Source organism: Bradyrhizobium sp. USDA 4506 (assembly GCF_054058795.1).
The window spans coordinates 788,603-809,413 of sequence record NZ_JBSSBM010000002.1; the positions used below are offsets into that span (position 1 = coordinate 788,603).

19 protein-coding genes are annotated in these 20,811 nt (G+C 65.9%); 9 read left to right on the forward strand and 10 right to left on the reverse strand.

Going from position 1 to position 20,811, the window contains the following annotated elements; all coding sequences use genetic code 11:
* Window positions 1-14: 14 nt before the first annotated feature.
* From pncB to ACVIHF_RS06095, 3 genes are all read right to left on the reverse strand, one after another.
* Window positions 15-1,319: a nicotinate phosphoribosyltransferase gene (gene pncB / locus ACVIHF_RS06085; RefSeq protein ID WP_028343682.1), complete on the reverse strand. Its 1,305-nt coding sequence runs from the start codon at window positions 1,317-1,319 to the stop codon at window positions 15-17.
* 61 nt (window positions 1,320-1,380) lie between these two features.
* Window positions 1,381-4,923, reverse strand: coding sequence for a molybdopterin cofactor-binding domain-containing protein (locus ACVIHF_RS06090; RefSeq protein WP_253609741.1), 3,543 nt, complete (start codon window positions 4,921-4,923; stop codon window positions 1,381-1,383).
* Window positions 4,923-5,390 (reverse strand): (2Fe-2S)-binding protein, encoded by a 468-nt coding sequence (locus ACVIHF_RS06095; protein ID WP_253609740.1) that lies wholly within the window; start codon window positions 5,388-5,390, stop codon window positions 4,923-4,925. Before ACVIHF_RS06095 ends, ACVIHF_RS06090 begins: the two co-directional genes overlap by 1 nt.
* A gap of 275 nt (window positions 5,391-5,665) precedes the next feature.
* Between ACVIHF_RS06095 and ACVIHF_RS06100 the strand changes: the two genes are divergently transcribed.
* The 8 genes from ACVIHF_RS06100 to ACVIHF_RS06135 all read left to right on the forward strand — a co-directional run bounded on the left by ACVIHF_RS06100 (window position 5,666) and on the right by ACVIHF_RS06135 (window position 13,927).
* Entirely contained in the window at window positions 5,666-7,114 is a 1,449-nt protein-coding gene (locus ACVIHF_RS06100) for a 6-hydroxynicotinate reductase (protein WP_253609739.1), read from the forward strand.
* Complete coding sequence (locus ACVIHF_RS06105) at window positions 7,111-8,019, forward strand: UPF0280 family protein (RefSeq protein WP_456791864.1); 909 nt, start codon at window positions 7,111-7,113, stop codon at window positions 8,017-8,019. The genes ACVIHF_RS06100 and ACVIHF_RS06105 overlap by 4 nt, the downstream gene beginning before the upstream one ends.
* Window positions 8,020-8,035: 16 nt before the next feature.
* A complete protein-coding gene (locus ACVIHF_RS06110; RefSeq protein WP_016842455.1) occupies window positions 8,036-8,620 on the forward strand; it encodes an amino acid synthesis family protein in 585 nt (194 codons plus the stop codon).
* A 28-nt stretch (window positions 8,621-8,648) separates the two neighbouring features.
* A complete protein-coding gene (locus ACVIHF_RS06115) occupies window positions 8,649-9,863 on the forward strand; it encodes an ABC transporter substrate-binding protein (RefSeq protein ID WP_456791865.1) in 1,215 nt (404 codons plus the stop codon).
* Between the two features lie 215 nt (window positions 9,864-10,078).
* Window positions 10,079-11,968 (forward strand): ABC transporter permease, encoded by a 1,890-nt coding sequence (locus ACVIHF_RS06120; RefSeq protein WP_310882127.1) that lies wholly within the window; start codon window positions 10,079-10,081, stop codon window positions 11,966-11,968.
* The gene (locus ACVIHF_RS06125; protein WP_016842451.1) at window positions 11,965-12,756 is read left to right on the forward strand and encodes an ABC transporter ATP-binding protein; all 792 of its coding nucleotides are present in this window, start codon (window positions 11,965-11,967) and stop codon (window positions 12,754-12,756) included. The genes ACVIHF_RS06120 and ACVIHF_RS06125 overlap by 4 nt, the downstream gene beginning before the upstream one ends.
* Entirely contained in the window at window positions 12,753-13,457 is a 705-nt protein-coding gene (locus tag ACVIHF_RS06130; RefSeq protein ID WP_038383941.1) for an ABC transporter ATP-binding protein, read from the forward strand. Before ACVIHF_RS06125 ends, ACVIHF_RS06130 begins: the two co-directional genes overlap by 4 nt.
* Window positions 13,458-13,471: 14 nt before the next feature.
* Window positions 13,472-13,927, forward strand: a complete 456-nt coding sequence (locus tag ACVIHF_RS06135) for a MarR family winged helix-turn-helix transcriptional regulator (RefSeq protein ID WP_050385140.1) — start codon at window positions 13,472-13,474, stop codon at window positions 13,925-13,927.
* A 90-nt stretch (window positions 13,928-14,017) separates the two neighbouring features.
* On the opposite strand, the gene ACVIHF_RS06140 is transcribed toward ACVIHF_RS06135, so the two are convergent.
* From ACVIHF_RS06140 to ACVIHF_RS06150, 3 genes are all read right to left on the reverse strand, one after another.
* Complete coding sequence (locus tag ACVIHF_RS06140; RefSeq protein WP_253609735.1) at window positions 14,018-14,686, reverse strand: hypothetical protein; 669 nt, start codon at window positions 14,684-14,686, stop codon at window positions 14,018-14,020.
* 102 nt (window positions 14,687-14,788) lie between these two features.
* Entirely contained in the window at window positions 14,789-16,189 is a 1,401-nt protein-coding gene (locus tag ACVIHF_RS06145) for a selenium-binding protein SBP56-related protein (RefSeq protein WP_168857886.1), read from the reverse strand.
* A 386-nt stretch (window positions 16,190-16,575) separates the two neighbouring features.
* Window positions 16,576-17,772: an amidohydrolase family protein gene (locus ACVIHF_RS06150; protein WP_253609734.1), complete on the reverse strand. Its 1,197-nt coding sequence runs from the start codon at window positions 17,770-17,772 to the stop codon at window positions 16,576-16,578.
* A gap of 146 nt (window positions 17,773-17,918) precedes the next feature.
* Here ACVIHF_RS06150 and ACVIHF_RS06155 point away from each other — a divergent pair, with 146 nt between their 5' ends.
* Window positions 17,919-18,692: a ferredoxin--NADP reductase gene (locus ACVIHF_RS06155; RefSeq protein WP_141341369.1), complete on the forward strand. Its 774-nt coding sequence runs from the start codon at window positions 17,919-17,921 to the stop codon at window positions 18,690-18,692.
* A 120-nt stretch (window positions 18,693-18,812) separates the two neighbouring features.
* Here ACVIHF_RS06155 and soxA read toward each other — a convergent pair whose 3' ends face one another.
* The 4 genes from soxA to soxX are packed head-to-tail and all read right to left on the reverse strand — an operon-like array spanning window position 18,813 to window position 20,809.
* Window positions 18,813-19,586, reverse strand: a complete 774-nt coding sequence (gene soxA, locus ACVIHF_RS06160; RefSeq protein ID WP_253609733.1) for a sulfur oxidation c-type cytochrome SoxA — start codon at window positions 19,584-19,586, stop codon at window positions 18,813-18,815.
* Entirely contained in the window at window positions 19,583-19,903 is a 321-nt protein-coding gene (gene soxZ / locus ACVIHF_RS06165) for a thiosulfate oxidation carrier complex protein SoxZ (RefSeq protein WP_076827071.1), read from the reverse strand. The genes soxA and soxZ overlap by 4 nt, the downstream gene beginning before the upstream one ends.
* Window positions 19,903-20,367 (reverse strand): SoxY-related AACIE arm protein, encoded by a 465-nt coding sequence (locus ACVIHF_RS06170; protein WP_253609732.1) that lies wholly within the window; start codon window positions 20,365-20,367, stop codon window positions 19,903-19,905. The genes soxZ and ACVIHF_RS06170 overlap by 1 nt, the downstream gene beginning before the upstream one ends.
* A gap of 13 nt (window positions 20,368-20,380) precedes the next feature.
* Window positions 20,381-20,809 (reverse strand): sulfur oxidation c-type cytochrome SoxX, encoded by a 429-nt coding sequence (gene soxX / locus ACVIHF_RS06175; protein ID WP_253610073.1) that lies wholly within the window; start codon window positions 20,807-20,809, stop codon window positions 20,381-20,383.
* Window positions 20,810-20,811 lie beyond the last annotated feature (2 nt).

A 20,811-nucleotide genomic window follows, 5' to 3' on the forward strand; every position in this document is an offset into this window, starting at 1 on the left:
ATATCTGTGCCGGTTTAGACGTGAACTGCGGTGCGAACACGGCCGACATTGCCGAACACGCGCAAATAGCGCTCGACCTCGGACGGGATGCCGGTCGCCTTCTCCGGATTGTCGGAGAGCTTGACGGCCGGGCGTCCGTCGACCGACGTCACCTTGCAGACGATCGAGATCGGGTCGAGCTCGGCGGTGCCGTCGGGTGCGCAGCCGACGAAATCGTTGGTGAGGTTGGTGCCCCAGCCGAAGCTGACGCGCACGCGTCCCTTGAAATGGTGGAACGTCTCCTCGATCGAGCCGACATCCATCGCGTCGGAGAACACCAGCAGCTTCTCCTTGGGATCGCGGCCCTTCTGCTTCCACCATTTGATGATCTCTTCGCCGGCCGTGATCGGCGGCGCACTGTCGGGCCGAAAGCCGGTCCAGTCGGCGACCCAATCGGGCGCGTCGCGCAGGAACGGCTTTGTCCCGAAGGCATCGGGCAGCGCGATCAGCAGGTTGCCGCCATAGGTGTGGCGCCATTGGTCGAGGATGCGATAGGGCGCCCAGCGCAGCGCCTCGTCGTCATTGGCGAGCGCGGCCGCGACCATCGGCAGCTCATGTGCGTTAGTGCCGATCGCCTCGAGGTCGTTGTCCATCGCGAGCAGCACATTCGACGTTCCGGTGAAGGAGGGGCCGAGGCCTTCCTTCACCGCCTCGACGCACCAGCGCTGCCAGAGGAAGCCGTGGCGGCGGCGTGTGCCGAAATCGGACAGCCGCAAGCCGTCCAGCTTGCGCAGCCGCTCGACCTTGGCCCACAGCTTGGCCTTGGCGCGGGCGTAGAGCACGTCGAGCGCGAAGCGACCGTAGGTCTTGGTTGCTGCGCGCGAGCGCAGCTCGTTGAGGATCGCGAGCGCCGGGATCTCCCACATCGTGGTGTGGGTCCACGGCCCGTGGAAATGGAGCTCGTACTGGCCGTCGACCTTGTGCAGCTCGTATTCGGGCAGCCGGAAGTTCGACAGCCAGTTGATGAAGTCGGGCGAGAACATCTGGGTCTTGCCGTAGAACGTGTTGCCCGCGAGCCAGATCAGCTCCTTCTTGGTGAAGCGGATGGTGCGGGCGTGGTCGAGCTGGGCACGCAGCTCGGCCTCGTCGATGACCTCGGCGAGCCGGATATGGGTCGAGCGGTTGATCACCGAAAAGGTCGTGCGGGTGTCCGGATAGCATTCCCGGATCATCTGCTGCATCAACAGCTTGTAGAAATCGGTGTCCAGCAGGCTGCGCACGATCGGGTCGAGCCGCCAGCCGTGGTTGTAGGTCCGGGTCGCGATATCTGTCACGGTCATGCGGGAACCTTAGCCTGCCGGGCGCCGCCCGCCCAGTGGGTATCGGGCGGAACATGGCAGGTCAGCGCGCTATGGTCTGCCGTATACGGCCGACGGTGGCGGCGACATCGGCCCAGGCCGGCTTATCAGGGGCGAATTGCCGCCGCAGGAAGGTGACGAGCTCGGCGACCTGGCCGTCGCTCATGCTGTCCTTGAAGGCCGGCATGTAGCCCAGATCGGTCACGGCCGGCTTGGCGATGCCGTGCAGGATCACCTGGATCAGATTGTCGGGCGCGTCGCTGTGCAGATTGCTGTTGAGCGCCAGCGACGGCCGGCTGCCGAACAGCGGCAGGCCGCCGACCTCATGGCAGACCGCGCAGGCGCCTTGATAGATCCGGCCTCCCGCCGAGGCCGCGGTGGTGACGACGGTGCCGGTTTCGAGCTTAGCGGCCAAGGCATCGTGCGCCGGCCGGTCGGCGCCGTCGTTGAACGAGGCGAGGTAGACCGCCATTGCACGAATGTCCTGGTCGGGCAGCGCGGCGAGCTCCTGCACGACCGGCGCCATCGGTCCTGCGGCAACGCCGTGCAGGCGCGACTCGCCGGTGCGCAAATAGGCGTAGAGCTCGTCCTCGCTCCAGGGGATCGGCGCCTTCGACAGCGATGTCAGCGCCGGCGCCTCCCAACCTTCCGCGAAGCCGCCGGCGAGATAGGCCGCTTGCCGTTCGGCGCCGAGCGCATTGCGCGGCGAGTGGCAGGCGCTGCAATGGCCGAGCCCTTCGATCAGATAGGCGCCGCGATTCCATATCGCTGACTTCGATGGATCGGGCTGGAACGCCTGCGCCTGATGGAACAGCGCATTCCATCCGGCGAGCAGCGGCCGCAGGTTGAACGGAAAGGCGAGCGCGTTGGCCGGCGTCTCGGCGTGCACCGGCGTCTGCGCCATCAGATAGGCATAGAGCGCCTGCAGGTCGGCATCACTGGTCCTGGCGAAGTGCGTGTACGGGAACGCCGGATAGAGATGGCGTCCGTCGCGATGGATGCCCTCGCGCATCGCGCGCTCGAAGGCGGGATAGGACCAGGCGCCGATGCCGGTGTCGACGTCGGGCGTGATGTTGGTGGTGAAGATGGTGCCGAACGGCGTCTCCAGCGGCCGGCCGCCGGCGTTCGAAACGCCATGCTCCGACGTGTGGCAGACGGCGCAGGCGCCGAGCGCTGCAAGCTCCTTGCCACGGGCGATCGTCGCGGCGGAATACACCGACGCGTCGGGCCGGGCGATCGGCGCGATCGCGCGCGACGGCAGCACGGCCGCGCCGATGCCGATCGCCGCTGCGCAGAGTGCGGCAATGCCGGCGAGCACGCCGCCGCGCTTTGCAAAGGGATTCTGCCATCTGTTGAGGTCGGCCGTCTGCGCAGGCGGCGGGAGCGGGGCGGGCGCGACCGGTTGCTCGCCGCGCAATCCCTTCAGGATGCGTTCCGGTGTGAACGGCAATTCGCGGAAGCGGACGCCGGTCGCGTCGTAGATCGCATTGGCGATCGCGGCGGCGCTCGGCACCGAGGCGGACTCGCCGACGCCGAGCGGCGGTTGATCCTGCCGCGGCAGCATCAGCACATCGATCTTCGGCAGCTCGGGGAATTTGATGATGGGGTAGGCGCCCCATTCCCGCGCGGTCACCGCGCCGCGCTCGAAGGACACTTCCTCCATCAGCGCGCGGCTGGTCGACTGGATGATGTTGCCTTCGATCTGGTGCCGCACGCCCTCCGGATTGATCATCAATCCGGAATCCTGGCCGGCGACGACGCGCGTCACGCTGACATCGCCGGTCGCCTTGTTGACCGCGACATCGGCGATCCACGCCGACCATGCCGCGCCGTAACCGGGAAACTTGCTGTGCACGTAGAGCGCATAGGCAAAGCCGCGGCCGCGCACGATGTCGCCGTCCGCCTCGGGCTCTTTCCACACCGGGCGCGGCGTCCAGCCGGCGCGCTCGGCAACGGCATTGACGAGATCGATCGCGCGCTTGTCCCTGAGATAGCGCAGCCGGTATTCGATCGGATCGACCTTCGCCTCCGCCGCAAGCTCGTCGATGTAGGATTCATGCGCAAAGGTATTCGGCAGCGCCGAGACGCCGCGAAACCAGGACGCGCGCACGATCGGCGGCATGTCGTTGGCGATCACGCGCATGTTCTCGTAGTCGTAGGGCGGGATCGCGGTGCGGTCGCCCATCTCGAACACCGCGGCTTCAGGCGCGATCCGCCCGGTGAGCAGCAGCGCCAATGTCGGCGCGCCGTTCGAGGGATAGCGCGTGGCAAAATCGTAACCGGCGACGCTGCCGTCGGCGTTGAGCCCGCCATTGACGTCCATCAGCTGCGCGGTGCCTTTCGGCTCCCAGGCATGCTCCTGCTCGCGGGTCAGCTGCACGCGCACAGGACGGCCGACCGCGCGCGACAGCAATAGCGCATCGGCGGAAACATCGTCGGCGCAGTTGCGGCCGTAGCAGCCGGCCGCCTCCATCCGGATCACGTCGATCTCGGATTCCGGCCGCTGGATCAGCAGCGCGAGGTCGCCGCGCAGGATGTGCGGGTTCTGCGTGCCGGACCAGACCCGGATCGCGCCCTCGCTGTAATCGGCAACCGCGCAGGACGGGCCGATCGAGCCGTGCATCTGGTAGGGCCAGACGTAAGTCCGCTGCATCGGCTTGGCGGCCGCCTTGATCGCGGCGTCGACGTCGCCCTTGTCGATCAGCTGGCGCGGCGTCGAGGGATTGGCGCGCAGCGCCTTCTCCACGTCGGCAAGATCGGTCAGTCCCGGTCCGGGCTTCCAGCTCACCGTGAGCTGCGCGGCAGCCTTGGTCGCATTCTCCTCGCGCTCAGCAACGACGCCGACGAAATCGCCGATCCGCACCACCGCGACGAGGCCTGGAATATCGCGCACCGAGGCTTCATCGACCGCAATCAGGCTGGTGCCGACGAACGGGCCGGCATCGACGCCGGCGTAAGGCGGGCGGACGACACGGCCGTGCAGCATGCCGGGCACGCGCAAATCGTGGACATAGACGAGCTCGCCGGTAGCCTTCGCCGGCACGTCGACGCGCGGCACCGACTTACCGACGACCGAATAGGCGCTCACCGCCTTGACCGGAACCTCGTCGGCGAGATCGAGCCGGATGGTCTCGTCCGCGATCAACTCGCCATAGCTGATGCTGCGGTTGTCGTGACCGCGGATCAGGCCGTCCTCGATCGTGAGGTCAACAGCCGGCAGCTCAAGCCGCTCGGCCGCGCGTGCGACCAAGAAGTGCCGCGCTTGCGCGGCGGCCTTGCGCAGGGGAACGGCGGTGATCTGGATGGTTTCGCTTGCGATCGTCGGGCCCTGGTTCGGCACCACGGCGGTGTCGCCGAGGATCACGACGACGCGGGCAAAGGAGACGTCGAGCTCTTCGGCAACGATCTGACCGAGCGCGGTGCGGATGCCGGTGCCGAGATCGACATGGCCGTTATAGGCATTGACCGTGCCGTCGGCCGTGATGGTGATGAAGGTCTCGAACTCATCTTCGGCGCCCAGCACCGCAGGGCGGACGACCGACAGCGAGCCGCGCTGGCGTTGCTCAGGAGCCCGTGCGTCCACCATCAATCGCGCGCCTCAAGGGCGTGACCGGCCGCGCGCATCGCCGCGCGGATGATCTCGATATGCGCGCCGCAACGGCAGAGATTGTAGCGCAACGCCTCCAGCACCTCATGCTCGGACGGATTGGGATTGCGCATCAGCAAGGCCTTGGTGGTGATAATCATGCCGTTGAGGCAATAGCCGCACTGCGCGGCCTGCTCGTGGATGAAGGCATCTTGCACCGGATCGGGATGCTCGCGGCTGCCGAGGCCTTCGAGCGTCACGATGTTGCGGTCCGCACAGCCTTCGATCGGAATCACGCAGGCACGCGCAGCGACGCCGTCGATCAGCACCGCGCAGGCGCCGCACTCTCCGAGCCCGCAGCCGTATTTCGGTCCGTTCAATTCGAGGTCGTTGCGCAGCACGTAAAGCAATGCGGTGTCGGGAGCGGCGTCGACATCATGATTCCTGCCGTTCACGGTCAGGCGCATTGCCCCGGTTCTCCCTGATGTTTTGCGCTGCAACGCCAGCGTCGGATCGCCGGCGAGGATAACGTTTGTATACAAACGTGCAAGCGGCGGCATGCCGCGCTGCAGCGCGTGCCCGCTTTATGAACAGGGTGCGCAAGCGAAGGGCAGGGTTTGATTGCAAAGGCCGCTTGACAGCTCCCGGGCTCGCGCGCAGGATCATTCGTATACGAACGATATGCATGGGAGGCGGAAGCGCAGTATGATCGACCGCCGCCACAAGTCCAGGCTTGGTCACGATGGCTGACACAATGACCGTCGCCGCCGGCGACAAGATCCGCTGCGATGCCTGTCCGGTGATGTGTTACATCAAGCCGGGCGCGGCCGGCGCCTGCGACCGCTATGCCAATCATGACGGCACGCTGGTGCGCGTCGATCCGCACGTCGTGCTGGAGCGCACCGTGTCGCATGGCGGCAAGCTGGTTCCGTTCCAGGTGAGCGGCGACTGGGACGGCAAGATCGTCCGCCAGCCCGAACTGTTCGTCACCGCGATCGGCGCAGGAACAACCTATCCGGATTACAAGCCGGCGCCCTTCATCGTGTCGTCGGAGGTCGACGGCGTCGACATGGTCACCGTGGTGACCGAAGGCATTTTCTCCTATTGCGGCGTCAAGGTGAAGATCGACACCGACCGCTACCTCGGCCCGGAAACCGCGACCGTGCGCTCGGACGGTGAGGCGGTCGGCCATGTCACGACCAGCGAATATGGCTCGCAGATGCTCTCGCTCGGCGGGGTGCATCATTTGACCGGCGGCTCCAAGAAGGAAGGCCGCGTCACCTGCGACACGCTGATGGATCTCTCCAACTGCAAGGCGGTCGAGTTGACCATCGACGGCGGCGCCACCGTCGTGGTGCAGGCCGGCAGGCCGCCGATCGTCAATGGTGTGGCAGAAGAGCGCATGCGGGTCGGCTGTGGCTCGGCGACGATCGGCATGTTCGCCAAGCAATGGCACGGCAAGGTCGATGAGGTCGTGGTGGTCGACGATCACATCACCGGCGTGCTCAGCGAGCACCAGGCCGGCAAGCTGCTCGACATCGCCGACACCGGGATCAAGATGAAGGGGCGGCGCTCGACGCCGGGCCGCTATTTCCAGGTCGCCGATCCCGGCACCGGATGGGGCGGCACCAACATCTCCGATCCGCTGTCGATCCTCGGCCCCTTCAATGCGAAGGAGGCGCGGCCGGGGCTCACCATGCTGATGGTCTCGACCACCGGCGAGCATGCGTCCTATTACGTGCTCGACGAGGCGTTGAAGCCGGTCGAGACCGAGATGCCCGCCGATCTCAGATTTTCGGTCGAGCGCATCCAGGAGAATTGCGAGCCGGCGCTGTGCACCGTGCTGTTCATGGGCGGCGCGGGCGGATCGTTGCGCGCCGGCGTCACCGATAATCCGGTGCGGCTGACGCGCTCGGTGAAGGACGCGCTGACGCGGGTGACCAGCGGCGGCGCGCCGGTCTATGTCTGGCCCGGCGGCGGCATCACCTTCATGGTCGATGTCACGCAGATGCCGGCCGGCGCCTTCGGCTACGTGCCGACCCCGGCGCTGGTGGCGCCGATCGAGTTCACGATGAAGCTGTCGGATTACGCGGCGCTCGGCGGCCACATGGATTATGTCCGGCCGCTGTCATCGCTGCGCGACAGTGCCGAAGTCCGGCCGATGCCATATCTCCCCGGGCGGCGCGCATGAAGCGGCTCCCGCAAATCGCGCTTCTTCCTGACGGCAAGCGGCTGCATTTGCAGGACGGTCCGATTGATCTGGTTGTCGAGGCCAAGGGCGGCGATGCTGACATTCGTACCGCCTATCAGGCTGCGGCGGCGCGCTTCACCGGATTGCTTGACGAACTCTGCGCGGAACTGACCGAACTGCGCAGCGCAGCCGCTCCGGGCGGGTGCACGCTGAAAGGCGTGGTCGCGCGGCGGATGCATGCAGCGGTCGCGCCGTTTGCCGCCGATTGCTTCATCACGCCGATGGCGGCGGTCGCGGGCTCCGTCGCCGAGGAAATCCTCGGCGCGATGCTTGAGGCCACGCCGCTCGACCGCGCCTATGTCAACAATGGCGGCGACATCGCCCTGCATCTCGGCGACGGCGAACAATTCACCGTCGGCCTGATGGATCGGCCGGACCGTCGCGGCGTGATGCGCACCATAATGGTCGATGCCGACACGCCAGTCCGCGGCATCGCGACCAGCGGCCGCCACGGTCGCAGCTTTTCGCTGGGCATTGCCGATGCCGTCACCGTACTGGCGCGGACGGCGTCGCAGGCGGATGCCGCGGCGACCGTGATCGCCAACGCGGTCGATCTGCCGGATCACCCCGCGATCCTGCGCTGTCCGGCGAGCGAATTGCAGCCCGACAGCGACCTTGGCGCGCGGCGGGTGACCCGCGATGTCGGGCGGCTCTCGGAACGCGAGATCGAGCAGGCGCTCGAGGCGGGGGCGGCGCGGGCGCGTGATCTCTTGACGTCGGGATTGATCGAAGGCGCGGCATTGCGTCTACTGGCCGAAACGCGGCTTGTCGGTGCAACTGGGATTGGGGCGCCGGCGTCGCACGCATTACAGAGAAGAACGACAGAACACATGCTGCGGGCATGACCGGGAGCGAGGCAAGATGAGCGCCGTCATTCGCAAGATCGTCACAGTGGTCGAGGAGACCCATCTGGAGATGGGCAAGACCATCGCACCGCCGACAAGGCGGGCCGCCGCCATCGCCGTGATCGAGAACCCCTTTGCCGGCCGCTATGTCGAGGATCTGTCGCCGCTGATCGCGATCGGCGAGGAACTCGGCGAACTGCTCTCGAAGCGGGCCGTCGCCGCGCTCGGCATCGACGGCGCCAAGGCGCACAGCTACGGCAAGGCCGCCGCCGTCGGCGAGAATGGCGAGCTCGAGCATGCGGCGGCGATCCTGCATCCGAAGATGGGTGCGCCGGTGCGCAAGGTGCTGTCGAAGGGCGCGGCGCTGATCCCGTCGTCGAAGAAGCGCTCGGGGCCCGGCACCACGCTGGATATTCCGCTCGGGCACAAGGACGCGGCTTTCGTGCGCAGCCATTTCGACGGCATGGAAGTGCAGATCAACGACGCGCCGCGGGCCAACGAGATCATGGTCGCGGTCGCGGTGACCGACAGCGGGCGACCGCTGCCGCGCGTCGGCGGGCTGACGGTCGGCGAGATCAAGGGCGAAGACGGATTGCGATAATCTCTTTGAAGAAAAACTGGAGGACGGGATGCGTGGTTATTTCGTAGGGGCGGGATTGGCGATCGCGGTCGCGACCATGGCAACGAGTACCATCACAACGCAGGCCATGGCGCAGAGCGAAATCAAGATCGGCGAGATCAACAGTTACTCGCTGCTGCCGGCGTTCACCGAGCCCTATCGCAAGGGCTGGCAGCTCGCGGTGGAGGAGATCAATGCGGCGGGCGGCATCGGCGGCAAGAAGCTCGTGGTCATTTCCAAGGATGACGGCGGCAAGCCGGCGGATGCGCAGACCGCGGCCAACGAGCTGGTGTCGAGCGAGAACGTCGCGATGCTCACGGGCACGTTCCTCTCCAATATCGGCCTCGCCGTTTCCGACTTCGCCAACCAGAAGAAGGTGTTCTTCCTTGCGGCCGAACCTTTGACCGACGCCATCACGTGGTCGAAGGGCAACCGCTACACGTTCCGCCTGCGTCCGTCGAACTACATGCAGGCCGCGATGCTGGTGGAGGAGGCGGCGAAGCTGCCTGCAAAACGCTGGGCGACGATCGCGCCGAACTATGAATACGGCCAGTCGGCGGTCGCGGTGTTCAAGAAGCTGATGTCGGCGAAGCGGCCCGACATCCAGTGGGTCGACGAGCAGTGGCCGCCGCAGGGCAAGATCGACGCCGGCCCGGTGGCGCAGGCGGTTGCCGCGGCGAACCCGGAAGCGATCCTCAACGTCACCTTCGGCGCCGACCTCGTCAAGCTCGTGCGCGAAGGCAACACCCGCGGCCTGTTCAAGGGCCGCACCGTGGTGAGCTTCCTGACCGGCGAGCCGGAATACCTCGATCCGCTCAAGGACGAGACGCCGGAGGGCTGGATCGTCACCGGCTATCCCTGGTACGCGATCAAGACGCCGGAGCATGACGCATTCCTGAAGGCCTATCAGGCCAAGTACAACGACTATCCACGGCTCGGCTCGATCGTCGGCTACCAGACCATCAAGGCGGCGGCGGCGATCCTCGCCAAGGCCGGCTCGAGCGATCCGGAGAAGCTGATCGCGGCGGCGGAAGGCATCTCGATGCCGTCGCCGTTCGGCGAGATCACCTTCCGCAAGATCGATCACCAGTCGACGCTGGGCGCCTTCACCGGCAAGACCGCGCTGAAGGACGGCAAGGGCATCATGGTCGACACCGCCTATCGCAAGGGCTCGGACTATCTGCCCAGTGATGCCGAGATCGAGAAGCTGCGGCCGAAGGATTGAACTGCAACCTTCTCCCTCGCCCCGCTCTTGCGGGGAGAGACTTGAACTTCTCCCTCTCCCCGTTCTTACGGGGAGAGGGTTGGGGTGAGGGGCTATTTCCGCGAACGAGCGCGCGGAGAGTCCCCCTCACCCGAATTCAAGCTGGCGCTTGAATTCGACCTCTCCCCGCAGGCGGGGCGAGGTGAGGTGAACGGAAACTCCAACGCGGACCGCCCATGGCCTTCTATGTCGTCCAGTTCCTGACCGGTCTTGCCAGCGCGGCGTCGCTGTTCCTGGTCGCTTCGGGTCTGTCGATCATCTTCGGCGTGACGCGGATCGTGAATTTCGCGCATGGCGCGTTCTATATGCTCGGCGCCTATGTCGCCTTTACCCTGACCGAGCGCTTTTCCGGCGCGCTCGGCTTCTGGGGCAGCATCGTCGTTGCGGCGCTGGCGGTTGCTGCGATCGGCGTGCTGGTCGAGATGGTGCTGCTGCGCCGGATCTACCATTCGCCGGAGCTGTTCCAGTTGCTCGCCACCTTCGGCCTGACGCTGATGGTCGAGGATCTCGTGGTGCTGATCTGGGGCCCGGACGATCTGGTCGGCCGCCGCGCGCCCGGCTTCAAGGGCGCGATCGATTTCTTCGGCCAGAATATTCCGAGCTACGATCTGTTCCTGATCGTGCTCGGGCCGGTCGTGCTCGGCGTGCTCTGGCTGTTGTTCCAGCGCACCCGCTGGGGCGTGCTGGTGCGCGCGGCGACGCAGGACCGCGACATGGTGGCGGCGCTCGGCGTCAATCAGAAATGGCTGTTCACCAGCGTGTTCGCGCTCGGCGTCTTCCTCGCCGCGCTCGGCGGCGCGCTGCAGATCCCGCGTGATGCGGTCAATCACGCGATGGATCTGCGCGTCATCGTCGAGGTCTTCGTCGTGGTCGTGATCGGCGGCCTCGGCAGCATCATCGGTGCGTTCGTCGCGGCGGTGCTGGTGTCGGAGCTCAACGCCTTCGGCATCCTGATCTTCCCGAAGATCTCCATCATCCTGGTGTTCCTGGTGATGGCTGTGGTGCTGATCGTCCGGCCGTGGGGGCTGTTCGGCAAGCCGGAGGCGCCGGCACGGCGCACGCCGGGGCTGACCGTCAATCCGTGGCGGCCGCTGACGATGAACGAGCGGTTGGCCGCGATTGCCGTGCTCGTGCTCGCCGCCGCGCTGCCGTTCGTCGCCGGCAATTACGTGCTCACGGTCGGCTCGGAGATCGCGATCTTCGTGATCTTCGCGGTCAGTCTGCACTTCCTGATGTCGGTCGGTGGGCTCGCGTCGTTCGGCCACGCCGCCTATTTCGGCCTCGGCGCCTATGGCGTAGCGCTGCTCGCCAAGATGGCCGGCCTGCCGATGATCGCCTGCCTGCTGCTCGGGCCGCTGCTCGGGCTCGCCGGCGCCGCCGTGTTCGGCTTCTTCGCGGTGCAGCTCGCCGGGGTCTATTTCGCGATGCTGACCTTGGCCTTTGCCCAGATCGTCTGGTCGATCGCGTTCCAGTGGGTGTCGGTCACCGGCGGCGATAACGGCATCCTCGGGGTCTGGCCGGAAAAATGGGCGGCGAGCCCGTCGCATTTCTACTGGCTGTCGCTCGGCATCGCCGCGCTCGCGGTGGTGATCCTCCGCATCATCGTGTTCTCGCCGTTCGGCTTTGCGCTGCGCGCGACGCGCGATTCGCCGCTGCGGAGCGAAGCCATCGGCATCGACGGCAAGCGCATCCAGTGGACCGCCTTCGTGATCGCGGGCACAGTCGCTGGCCTGGCCGGCGCGCTGTTCGCCTATCTCAAGGGCAGCGTGTTCCCCGACAATATGGGCATCTCGCTGTCGGTCGATGCGCTGGTCATGGTGCTGCTCGGCGGCGTCGAGACGGTGTCGGGCGCGGTGGTCGGCGCCATCGTCTACAAGGCGCTCAACATCTGGCTGGTCAGCCAGACCGATTGGTCAAAACTCGTGCTCGGCGCTTTCGTGGTGCTGATCGTGGTCGCGTTCCCGAAGGGCATCGTCGGCACGCTGGAAGCCTTCATGCATCGCCGGCACAAATCCTCGTCGTCGGTATCGCCCCTGCTGACCTCCCGCATCGAGAGCGCCGAATGAGCATGGTTCCCACATTGCTGTCGGTCGAGGGGCTGACCAAATCCTATGGCGGCGTGCATGCCGTGCGCGGCGTCTCCTTCGAGCTGCGTGCCGGCGAGATTTTGGCGCTGATCGGGCCGAACGGCGCGGGCAAGAGCACCTGCTTCGACATGCTCAACGGCCAGAACATTCCCGACAGCGGCCGCATTCGCGTGCTGGGCGCGGAGACCACGGGCAAGAAGCCGCGCGTGATCTGGCGCATGGGCGTCGGCCGCACCTTCCAGATCGCGGCGACATTCCCCACCATGACGGTACGCGAAAACGTGCAGGTCGCGCTGGTCTCGCATGGCGGGCAATTGTTCAACCTGTGGGCCTCGACCGCCCGCCACGCGCGCGACGAGGCCGGGCGGCTGCTCGATCTGGTCGGCATGGGTGCCTATGCGGAGCGGCCCTGCGGCGAGCTCGCCTATGGCGACGTCAAGCGGCTCGAGCTTGCGATCGCGCTCGCCAACCAGCCGAAGCTGCTCTTGATGGACGAGCCGACCGCCGGCATGGCGCCGCGCGAGCGCGTCGAGCTGATGCGGCTGACGGCTCGGATCGCGCGCGAGCAGTCGATCGGCGTGCTGTTCACCGAGCACGACATGGACGTGGTGTTCGAGCATGCCGACCGCATCCTGGTGCTGAACCGCGGCAGCCTGATCGCCGAAGGTTCGCCCGAAGAGGTGCGCGGCAATGCCCAGGTGCGGGCGATCTATCTCGGCGAGGGCCTCGTCTACGATGCGCGGCACCGCGAGGGAGCATCGGCATGAAGCTGACGGTAAAGGATCTCAACAGCTTCTACGGCCCGGCGCATATCCTGTTCGACATCGCACTCGAGGTCGGCGAGGGCGAGGTGGTCGCCTTGCTCGGGCGCAACGGCGCCGGCAAATCGACCACGTTCCGCTCCATCGTCGGCCTGGTCGAGAACCGCTCCGGCCGCGTGATGTTCGAGGGCCGGGACGTCTCCGATTTGCCGACGCATGCGATCGTGCGGGGCGGGCTCGGCTATGTCCCGGAGGAGCGGCGCATCTTCACGGATTTGACGGTCGAGGAGAATCTTGAGGTCGGCCGTCAGCCGAAGCGGGCAGGCGCGCCGCAATGGGATCGCGAAAAACTGTTCAAGCTATTCCCGAACCTCGGCGAGATGCGCGGCCGGCCCGGCGGACGCATGAGCGGCGGCGAGCAGCAGATGCTGACGATCGCGCGCACGCTGATGGGCAATCCGTCGCTGGTGCTGCTCGATGAGCCCTCGGAGGGGCTGTCGCCGAAAATCGTCGAGCAGATGGTCGATGCGATCCTGGCGATGAAGAAAGAGGGCGTTAGCATCGTCGTCTCCGAGCAGAATTTGCATTTCGCCCGGCTGATCTCGGATCGCGCCTATATCATCGAGCGCGGCCGGATCTGTTTCGGCGGCACCATGGCGGAGCTCGATGCGCGTCCGGATATCCGGGACGCGCATCTGTCGCTGTAAGGGCGGAGTGGACAATGGCGAGGAGTGCGGCACCGAAGCGAAACGGGAAGGCGACGAAGCCGGGATATGTGCTGGACGAGCAGATCGGCTTCATCCTGCGCCAGGTGTCGCAGCGCCACGCCGTGATCTTCGCCCGCGAGATCGGCATCAATCTGACGCCGACACAGTGGGCGGCGCTGTCGAAGCTGTCCGAGGTCGGCGCCTGCTCGCAGAACCAGCTCGGGCGGCTGACCTCGATGGACGTTGCGACCATCAAGGGCGTGATCGATCGCCTGACCGCGCGCGGCCTGACCGAGACCTCGCCGGATCCCGACGACGGCCGCCGCCTGCTGGTGAGCCTGACGCGCGCCGGCCAGCAAATGGCCGACAAGGCCGCGCCCAATGCGCTGGTGATCTCCAGGGAGACGCTGGCGCCGCTCGATGCCAAGGAGCGCGAGACGCTGATCGCGCTGCTCGGCAAGTTGCGGTGATACAACTCCATCGCCGTTACCGAGCGCAGCGAAACCCATCGGCTTCGTTCCACGGATAGAGATGGTGGGTTTCGCTTCGCTCTACCCACCCTACGATTCCAGGCCAAGCACCAGCGCAACGACACCCACCAGCACCAGGCTGAGCGCCCAAACCGTGTCCAGATTGAACCAGCTCCGGGATACGAATTTCAGGCCGAGGTAGCGGTAGACCAGCCACGCCAGGCATCCGCCGGCGGCGATCATCGCGCCGACATGGACGATGGAGACCAGCACGGCCATCGTGAGACTGGTGTCGATCAGGCTGTTGGCGGCCGCATGGCCTTGGTCCGCTTCAGCCTCGCGGCACAGCCCCAGATAGATCGGCACCAGCATCAGCGCCGCGCCATGCGCGATCGCCACCGCGAACGACCACAAAGCGAGTTGCGTCGGCGGTATCCGGACCAGGGCCCGCGGATGGCGCCGGTCGATCAGCCGATAGACACCGAACAGGATGACGAGCAGGCTCGCGCCGATCCGGATCGTGCGCTGCCATTCGACGAGGGTGATCAAGAGCGCGAACGGAAGGATCACCAGCAGCATCGCCAGCAAATGACCGATCGCGAGCGGGCCAAGCGCGGTCAGCAGCGCGCGCGAGCTCCTCTGCATCAATCCCGCGGAAACCGCGAGCGGCCAGCCCATGCCCGGGTTGATCCCGTGGTAGAGGCCGCTCGCGATGACCGCCAGCCACAGCCAGGCCGGAGTCCAGTCGGCCGGGCTCACGTCAGGGCCTTTTCCGTTCCGATCGAATCGGAACGGGCTCTGGATTCTTGTTTTGACGCGTTGTCTTCACGCGAACCGGTACCCACTTCGCTCGAAAACGCTCTAGACCGACGGATAGCAGAACGAGTCGGTGGAGCAGTCACCGCCATCGAGCCGGATCTGGTGCGCCCGGTAGCCGTCGGGGAAGCTGACCCAGTAGTCCTTCGCCAGTTCGAGGCCTCCGCCCGGGCTTGCGTTCGCCATCACCTCGGCGCCGGGAATGCCTTGCGGATAGAACTGGTTGTCCCAGGTCGAGTAGAGCGAATTGGTCCAGTACACCCGCTTGCCGTCGCGGCTGATCTCGACCATCTGCGGCCCGCCGGCAAAAGCCTGTCCGTTCGGGTGAGGCGCGCGATGAACGATGCCGCCGATGCGGACCGATCCGGCGAGCTTCGGCTTGCGCGGATCGCTGACGTCGTATTGGCGCATCTCGCCGGTGCCCCAGCAGGCGACGTAGAGAAACTTGTCGTCCATCGACAAGTCGATATCGGTCACCAGCGGAGGTACGGCGCCGAAACCCTGCAACAGCGGCGGCAGCTGGTCTTTCGATGCGGGCTCGGGCGGGATCGTCACCGTCTTCTCGATGTGAAACTTGCCGCCCTCGCGCCACCAGGTCCAGATCGAACCCTCGAGGTTCGTGGTATCGACCACGACGCCAACGAAGCCGTGTTCGCGAACCGGATCGTGCGCAGGACGCACCTCCAGCGCCATTTGATGATTGGCGCCGAGGTCGATGGTCTGGACATTGCGTCGGGCCCGCAGGTCCCAGAAATGCAGCCGATGGCCGTATTTGTTCGACAGCAGGTCTTCCGGCACGATGCCGTTCTCGAACTGCGGCGGCAGGGCCCACTCGCTGCTCACCATGTAGTCGCGCGGCAGGTTCCACCAGAAGTCATAATGCTTGGTCTGCGGGCCACGATCGATCTCCCACCGGCCGAGCACCTCGAATGTCTCGCAGTCCATGATGAAGATGCCGGGCGGTCCGTCGGTGCCGTCCTTGCCGCTCCCGCCGAGCGTGCTGACATAGATGCCCTCCGGCCCGCAGTGGATGGTGTGCGGCCGCGAGTAGCCGGTCTTCTTGAAGATTTCCTCGGGCTCGATGATCTTGTGGATCTTCGCTTGCGTCGGGTCCGGCTTGGTGTCGACGATATAGATCCGGGAGGATCGCATGCCGGGGATGATGAGGTAGCGACGCTCGAGGAAGGCGTGTCCGGCCAGCGGGGACAGCGCCGACGAGCAGGCGTTCCAGCCGAAATGGTGGAACTCGTCGCCCTTGTTGGGCATCGTCACCGTATGGACGATCTTGCTGTAGGTTGGGGAGCCGGGCTTGACGTCGATCACCGCGAGTGCGTCCGGCTTCGAGAAATCCGGACTGAGCAGCACGGTGTAGGCAAAGCTCTCGGCCGGCGCTTCCATCGCGAGCTTCGGCGAGGCGTGGAACGTAGGATCTGGCCTCATCGTCATCGGCTGCCTCCTGATTGTGTGATGTGGATCGACACGGCACGGCGGCATGCAGCAGCAAGAACTTAAATCCGGATCGAAAAATGCCTCTTGCGAGTGCTGCCGGCTAAGGTTCGCTTGCGGGCAGACTACACCTCAACGGTGACAGCTGAAAACAAGGTTCGGTGACGGCGCCGGCGCGGCAAAGCCGCGCGCCGCCGGGCGCGCGATCTGGCAGCCTGCTCAAGGGGTTGAGCAACCGATCCAGCACATCAGCCTGAGAGCAAGTGAATGTTTGGCTCACGAGTGGCACCAAACGCTCAGTGTCGTCCCGGCCTTCGCCGGGGCGACACCGGATATGTTGCACCGCTGTTCACCCCGTCACCGCCGCGCAACGGCCTTGGTGCACGTCACTTCGCCACCACCTCCGGCACCTTGCCCGCGGGCGGCGTGTTGCGGCTGCGCTGGGTGCGGACGATGCCGTCGATGATGGTCATGCCGATGCCCGGGAGATCGCCGAGCTGAACGCTCTCCAGGATGTTCTTGCCCGGTGAATGCTGCGCCTTGTCCATCAACACGAAATCGGCCGAGCGGCCGACCTCGATCAGGCCGCAATCGAGCTCGCGCATCCGCGCGGTGTTGCCGGTCGCCAGGCAGAACGCCAGCTCGGCCGGGAGCTCGCCGAGCGAGGACAAGAGCGAGACCATCCGCAAGATGCCGAGCGGCTGCACGCCGGAGCCGGCGGGCGCGTCGGTGCCGAGGATGACGCGGTGCAAATCGCCCATCTCGCGCGCGGTGCGCAGCGTGAACAGCGCCGAGCGCTCATTGCCGTTATGCACCAGCTCGAGCCCGCGCTTGCAGCCCTCGCAGATGCAGCGGATCTGGTCGTCGGGCAGGGCGGTGTGGCCGCCATTGATATGACCGACCACGTCGGTGTCGGCCTCCAGCACCACGTCCTTGTCGATCAGGCCGGAGCCCGGGATCGACGGGCCGCCGGTGTGGATCGTGCTCTGAATGCCGTACTTGCGCGCCCAGCCGACCATCTTGCGCGCGGTCGGTCCATCCTTGACGCCGCCGAGCCCGACCTCTCCGAGCAGCTTGACGCCGGCGGCGGCCATTTCCTTGAAGTCGTCCTCCACCATCTCGCATTCGATCACGGGCGCGCCGGCATGCACCTTCACGCCGCCCGGTCGCAGCGTCCAGAACGCGCGCTGTGCGAAGATCGCCATCGCCTTCAACCCGACGACGTCGCGCGGACGCCCGGGCATGTGCACCTCGCCGGCGGAGATCATGGTGGTGACGCCGCCATGCAGGTAGCTGTCGATCCAGTTGATCTGGTTCTGCCGCGGCGTCCAGTCGCCGGCGACGGGGTGGACGTGGCTGTCGATCAGGCCGGGCGCGACCGTCGTGCCATTGGCATCGACGATGGTGGTGGCGCCTTCGGTGTCGACGTCCTTGAGGCGGCCGATCGCAGTGATCTTGCCGTTCTCGGCGACGATGGTGTCGGCATCCAGGATCGGCTTTTCCAGGGCCCCCGACAGCAACAGCCCGATATTGCGGATCACCAGCTTGCTCAGACCGGTCGCCTGGGGTGCATCGTGCGCCATGGTTTTTCCTTTAGGTTCAACGCCTTCGCCGGCCATTGTGCCCGTGGCTTGACGGCCGGATCAAGCTGGATTATTCATTTGTATACGAACGATCGTGTACAAATGATTTTGCCGCCGATCCGGCCCGCGCGTCAAGGAAACTGACGATGAGCAATTTCAACCAGGAAAGCGTCCTCAGCGTTCACCACTGGACCGACACGCTGTTCTCCTTCAAGACCACGCGCAACCCGTCGTTCCGCTTCCGCAACGGCGAGTTCACCATGATCGGGCTCAAGGTCGGCGAGAAGCCGCTGCTGCGGGCCTACAGCGTCGCCAGCGCGAATTACGAGGACACGCTGGAGTTCTTCTCGATCAAGGTTCCGGACGGCCCGCTGACCTCGCGCCTCCAGCACCTCAAGGAAGGCGACGAGATCATCGTCAGCCGCAAGGCGACCGGCACGCTGGTCATCGACAACCTCGAGGATGGTCGCAACCTCTATCTGGTCGGCACCGGCACCGGCCTCGCGCCGTTCCTCAGCGTGATCAAGGATCCCGAGACCTATGACCGGTTCGAGAAGGTCGTGCTGCTGCACGGCTGCCGCCGCGTCAAGGAGCTCGCCTATGGCGAGATGATCACCGAGAAGCTGCCGCAGGACGAACTGATCGGCGAATTGGTGCGCGACCAGCTGATCTACTACCCGACCGTGACGCGCGATCCGTTCCATAACCGCGGCCGCATCACCGACCTCATCACCTCGGGCAAGCTGTTCACCGACATCGGCCTGCCGGCGCTCGATGCCGCGCATGACCGCGTCATGATCTGCGGCTCGCCGGCGCTGGTCGCCGACACCCGCACGTTGCTGAACGGCCGCGGCTTCGTCGAGGGCAATCACGGCGAGCCCGCGCAGTTCGTGGTCGAGAAGGCGTTCGCCGAGCGCTGAAGCCCGCACATTTCGCCGTCATTGCGAGCGAAGCGAAGCAATCCATTGCTACCCAGCGCGCGGAGGGATGGATTGCTTCGTCGCTCCGCTCCTCGCAATGACGCGGATGGAGCTGTGTAGTCAAGGCCTGACCGCCGGCGTCTCGACCGGCATGCCGCGCGCTCGCGTCATCAGATAGAGCTCGAGCTCGACCAGCTCGGGCGAGCCGTAATCATAGGCCTGCGCGCGGATGCCGGTGATGCAGGCGCGCAGCCGTCGCTGCAGCGATCCGAGCGCCTGCCATTCCAGCCGGTACAGCGGATAGCCGGTCGGCTGCCCTTGCGTGATCGCGCTGCCCGCGAGCTTCTTGTCCCAATTATCATCGTGGCAATTGGTGCAGCCGAGATTGAGCTGACCCTGCCGCTGCATGAACAGCGCATGGCCCTGTTCGACGAACGGCGCGAGCTCCGGATCGTCGCCGGCCGTAATCGGCATGCCGCGCGATTGCCGTGCGACATAGGCGGTCAGCGCCAGCAGCTCGCGGCTTTCGTAGGCGAAAGGCGAGGCCTGCTGGTGATTGCTCTGGCAGAGGTTGATCCGTCCCTCGAGGTCGACCGGCTTTTGCAGCGCCTTGTCGAAGGCCGGATAGTGCGCCGCCACGCCCTTCATGCTGACGCGGGCGTCGTTGTGGCAGTCGGCGCAGGCCTTGTTTGCCGTGCCGGCCTTGCGCGTCCACAAGGCCTCGCCGTCGAGCACGGACAGCATGCCGGGATTGGCGGTGTCCTCGTCCTGCATCGCCTTAGTGTCGGCGCTCATGAAGCTGTAGCCGGAGCGGCGTTCCGATCGCGGAATCTCGGTCGCGAGCGCGGCGCCCGCCATCGCCGTCAGCAGCGCGATGCAGACCGCAATCCTCATTCGACCGTGATCGAAGCCTGCGCGGTCTCCGAAAACCCTTTGTCGCCGATCCATTCGAATTCGAACTTGCCGCTCTCGGTCACCGTGGTGAAGAAGGTGATGAACGGATTGGCCGCGATCGCAGGATAAAGATCGGCGCGGAACACTTCCTTGCCGTTGAAGCGGCAAGTGAAGCTCGTGATGATGTCGCGCGGCACCACGCTGCCCGAGGCCGTGTGGCGGTAGCCGGTCTCCATGATGTGCGACATCAGCGTCTTGATCTCGATGACGCTGCCGCGCTTGGCCTTGGCCGGGACATTGATCAGGGCCGACGGCATCAGATCGCCTCCTCGGTGCAGGCAGCGAGCGTCACCACGACGTCGGCGGTTGCAGACCAGAACGTGTCGTCGGACAGCCGCGCGATGGCGGTGACCTTCTGGCTGTCGGCGAGGCGGATGCGGGTCGACACCTGGGCGCGCCCGGCGCGCGGCCCGAGATGGAAATTGCCGATGTTCGGCTGCGGGTTCTTCTCGTTGAAGACGTGGATGCTCTTCACATACTCGTCCGCCGTCATCGGGCTGGTGACGCTGACCGTCATCGGCACCGTGTTGCCGTTCTCGACCAGCGGCGGAATGTCGAGCTTGACCTTGCCGGTGTGCACATCGGCCTCGCCGACGACATTGCGGATCGCGGCCGACAGCATCGCCGGCGTCGCGTCCAGGGGGCGCACGATCACCAGCGCGGCGGCGCCGCCAGTCAGGCTCAGAAACGTCCGGCGTGTGGTGTGGTCCGAATTCGCCATCGATTGATTGGTCCTAGTTCCGCAGTGTCGTCAAGTAAGCCACGAGATCCTCGATCTGCTCCGCCGACAGGATCGGCTTGCCGCGCCAAGAGGTGCCGACCCGCACGAGCCCTTCGACCCGATAGTAGGACGGCATGATCGTCGCCGCGTTGAGATGCGACGCATCGACCAGGCGGAGCCGCAACTGTCCTTCCGACCAGCGGCTGCCGCTTCCGGCAAGGTTCGGCGCGAGGTCGCCCTGGAACGCCTGCTGGGGAAATGGGCCGCTGTGACAGAGGATGCAAGTGGAGGAACGCTCGACGATCAGCGCGCGGCCGCGCGCCACATCGCCCCTGGTTCCCGTCAGCGAGGCCGGAATCGCATCGCCCACGACGGTGTAGGATCGCAGCTCCTCGGCGCCGACGGGCCAGCAGGCCGCGAACAGTCCCGCGGCGAGAAGCATTG

Excerpts from the sequence above, each read along its gene's own strand:
- pncB (WP_028343682.1), bottom strand. The coding sequence starts at position 1,319 with ATGACCGTGACAGATATCGCGACCCGGACCTACAACCACGGCTGGCGG.
- ACVIHF_RS06090 (WP_253609741.1), bottom strand. The coding sequence starts at position 4,923 with ATGGTGGACGCACGGGCTCCTGAGCAACGCCAGCGCGGCTCGCTGTCG.
- ACVIHF_RS06095 (WP_253609740.1), bottom strand. The coding sequence starts at position 5,390 with ATGCGCCTGACCGTGAACGGCAGGAATCATGATGTCGACGCCGCTCCC.
- ACVIHF_RS06100 (WP_253609739.1), top strand. The coding sequence starts at position 5,666 with ATGGCTGACACAATGACCGTCGCCGCCGGCGACAAGATCCGCTGCGAT.
- ACVIHF_RS06105 (WP_456791864.1), top strand. The coding sequence starts at position 7,111 with ATGAAGCGGCTCCCGCAAATCGCGCTTCTTCCTGACGGCAAGCGGCTG.
- ACVIHF_RS06110 (WP_016842455.1), top strand. The coding sequence starts at position 8,036 with ATGAGCGCCGTCATTCGCAAGATCGTCACAGTGGTCGAGGAGACCCAT.
- ACVIHF_RS06115 (WP_456791865.1), top strand. The coding sequence starts at position 8,649 with ATGCGTGGTTATTTCGTAGGGGCGGGATTGGCGATCGCGGTCGCGACC.
- ACVIHF_RS06120 (WP_310882127.1), top strand. The coding sequence starts at position 10,079 with ATGGCCTTCTATGTCGTCCAGTTCCTGACCGGTCTTGCCAGCGCGGCG.
- ACVIHF_RS06125 (WP_016842451.1), top strand. The coding sequence starts at position 11,965 with ATGAGCATGGTTCCCACATTGCTGTCGGTCGAGGGGCTGACCAAATCC.
- ACVIHF_RS06130 (WP_038383941.1), top strand. The coding sequence starts at position 12,753 with ATGAAGCTGACGGTAAAGGATCTCAACAGCTTCTACGGCCCGGCGCAT.
- ACVIHF_RS06135 (WP_050385140.1), top strand. The coding sequence starts at position 13,472 with ATGGCGAGGAGTGCGGCACCGAAGCGAAACGGGAAGGCGACGAAGCCG.
- ACVIHF_RS06145 (WP_168857886.1), bottom strand. The coding sequence starts at position 16,189 with ATGACGATGAGGCCAGATCCTACGTTCCACGCCTCGCCGAAGCTCGCG.
- ACVIHF_RS06150 (WP_253609734.1), bottom strand. The coding sequence starts at position 17,772 with ATGGCGCACGATGCACCCCAGGCGACCGGTCTGAGCAAGCTGGTGATC.
- ACVIHF_RS06155 (WP_141341369.1), top strand. The coding sequence starts at position 17,919 with ATGAGCAATTTCAACCAGGAAAGCGTCCTCAGCGTTCACCACTGGACC.
- soxA (WP_253609733.1), bottom strand. The coding sequence starts at position 19,586 with ATGAGGATTGCGGTCTGCATCGCGCTGCTGACGGCGATGGCGGGCGCC.
- soxZ (WP_076827071.1), bottom strand. The coding sequence starts at position 19,903 with ATGCCGTCGGCCCTGATCAATGTCCCGGCCAAGGCCAAGCGCGGCAGC.
- ACVIHF_RS06170 (WP_253609732.1), bottom strand. The coding sequence starts at position 20,367 with ATGGCGAATTCGGACCACACCACACGCCGGACGTTTCTGAGCCTGACT.
- soxX (WP_253610073.1), bottom strand. The coding sequence starts at position 20,809 with ATGCTTCTCGCCGCGGGACTGTTCGCGGCCTGCTGGCCCGTCGGCGCC.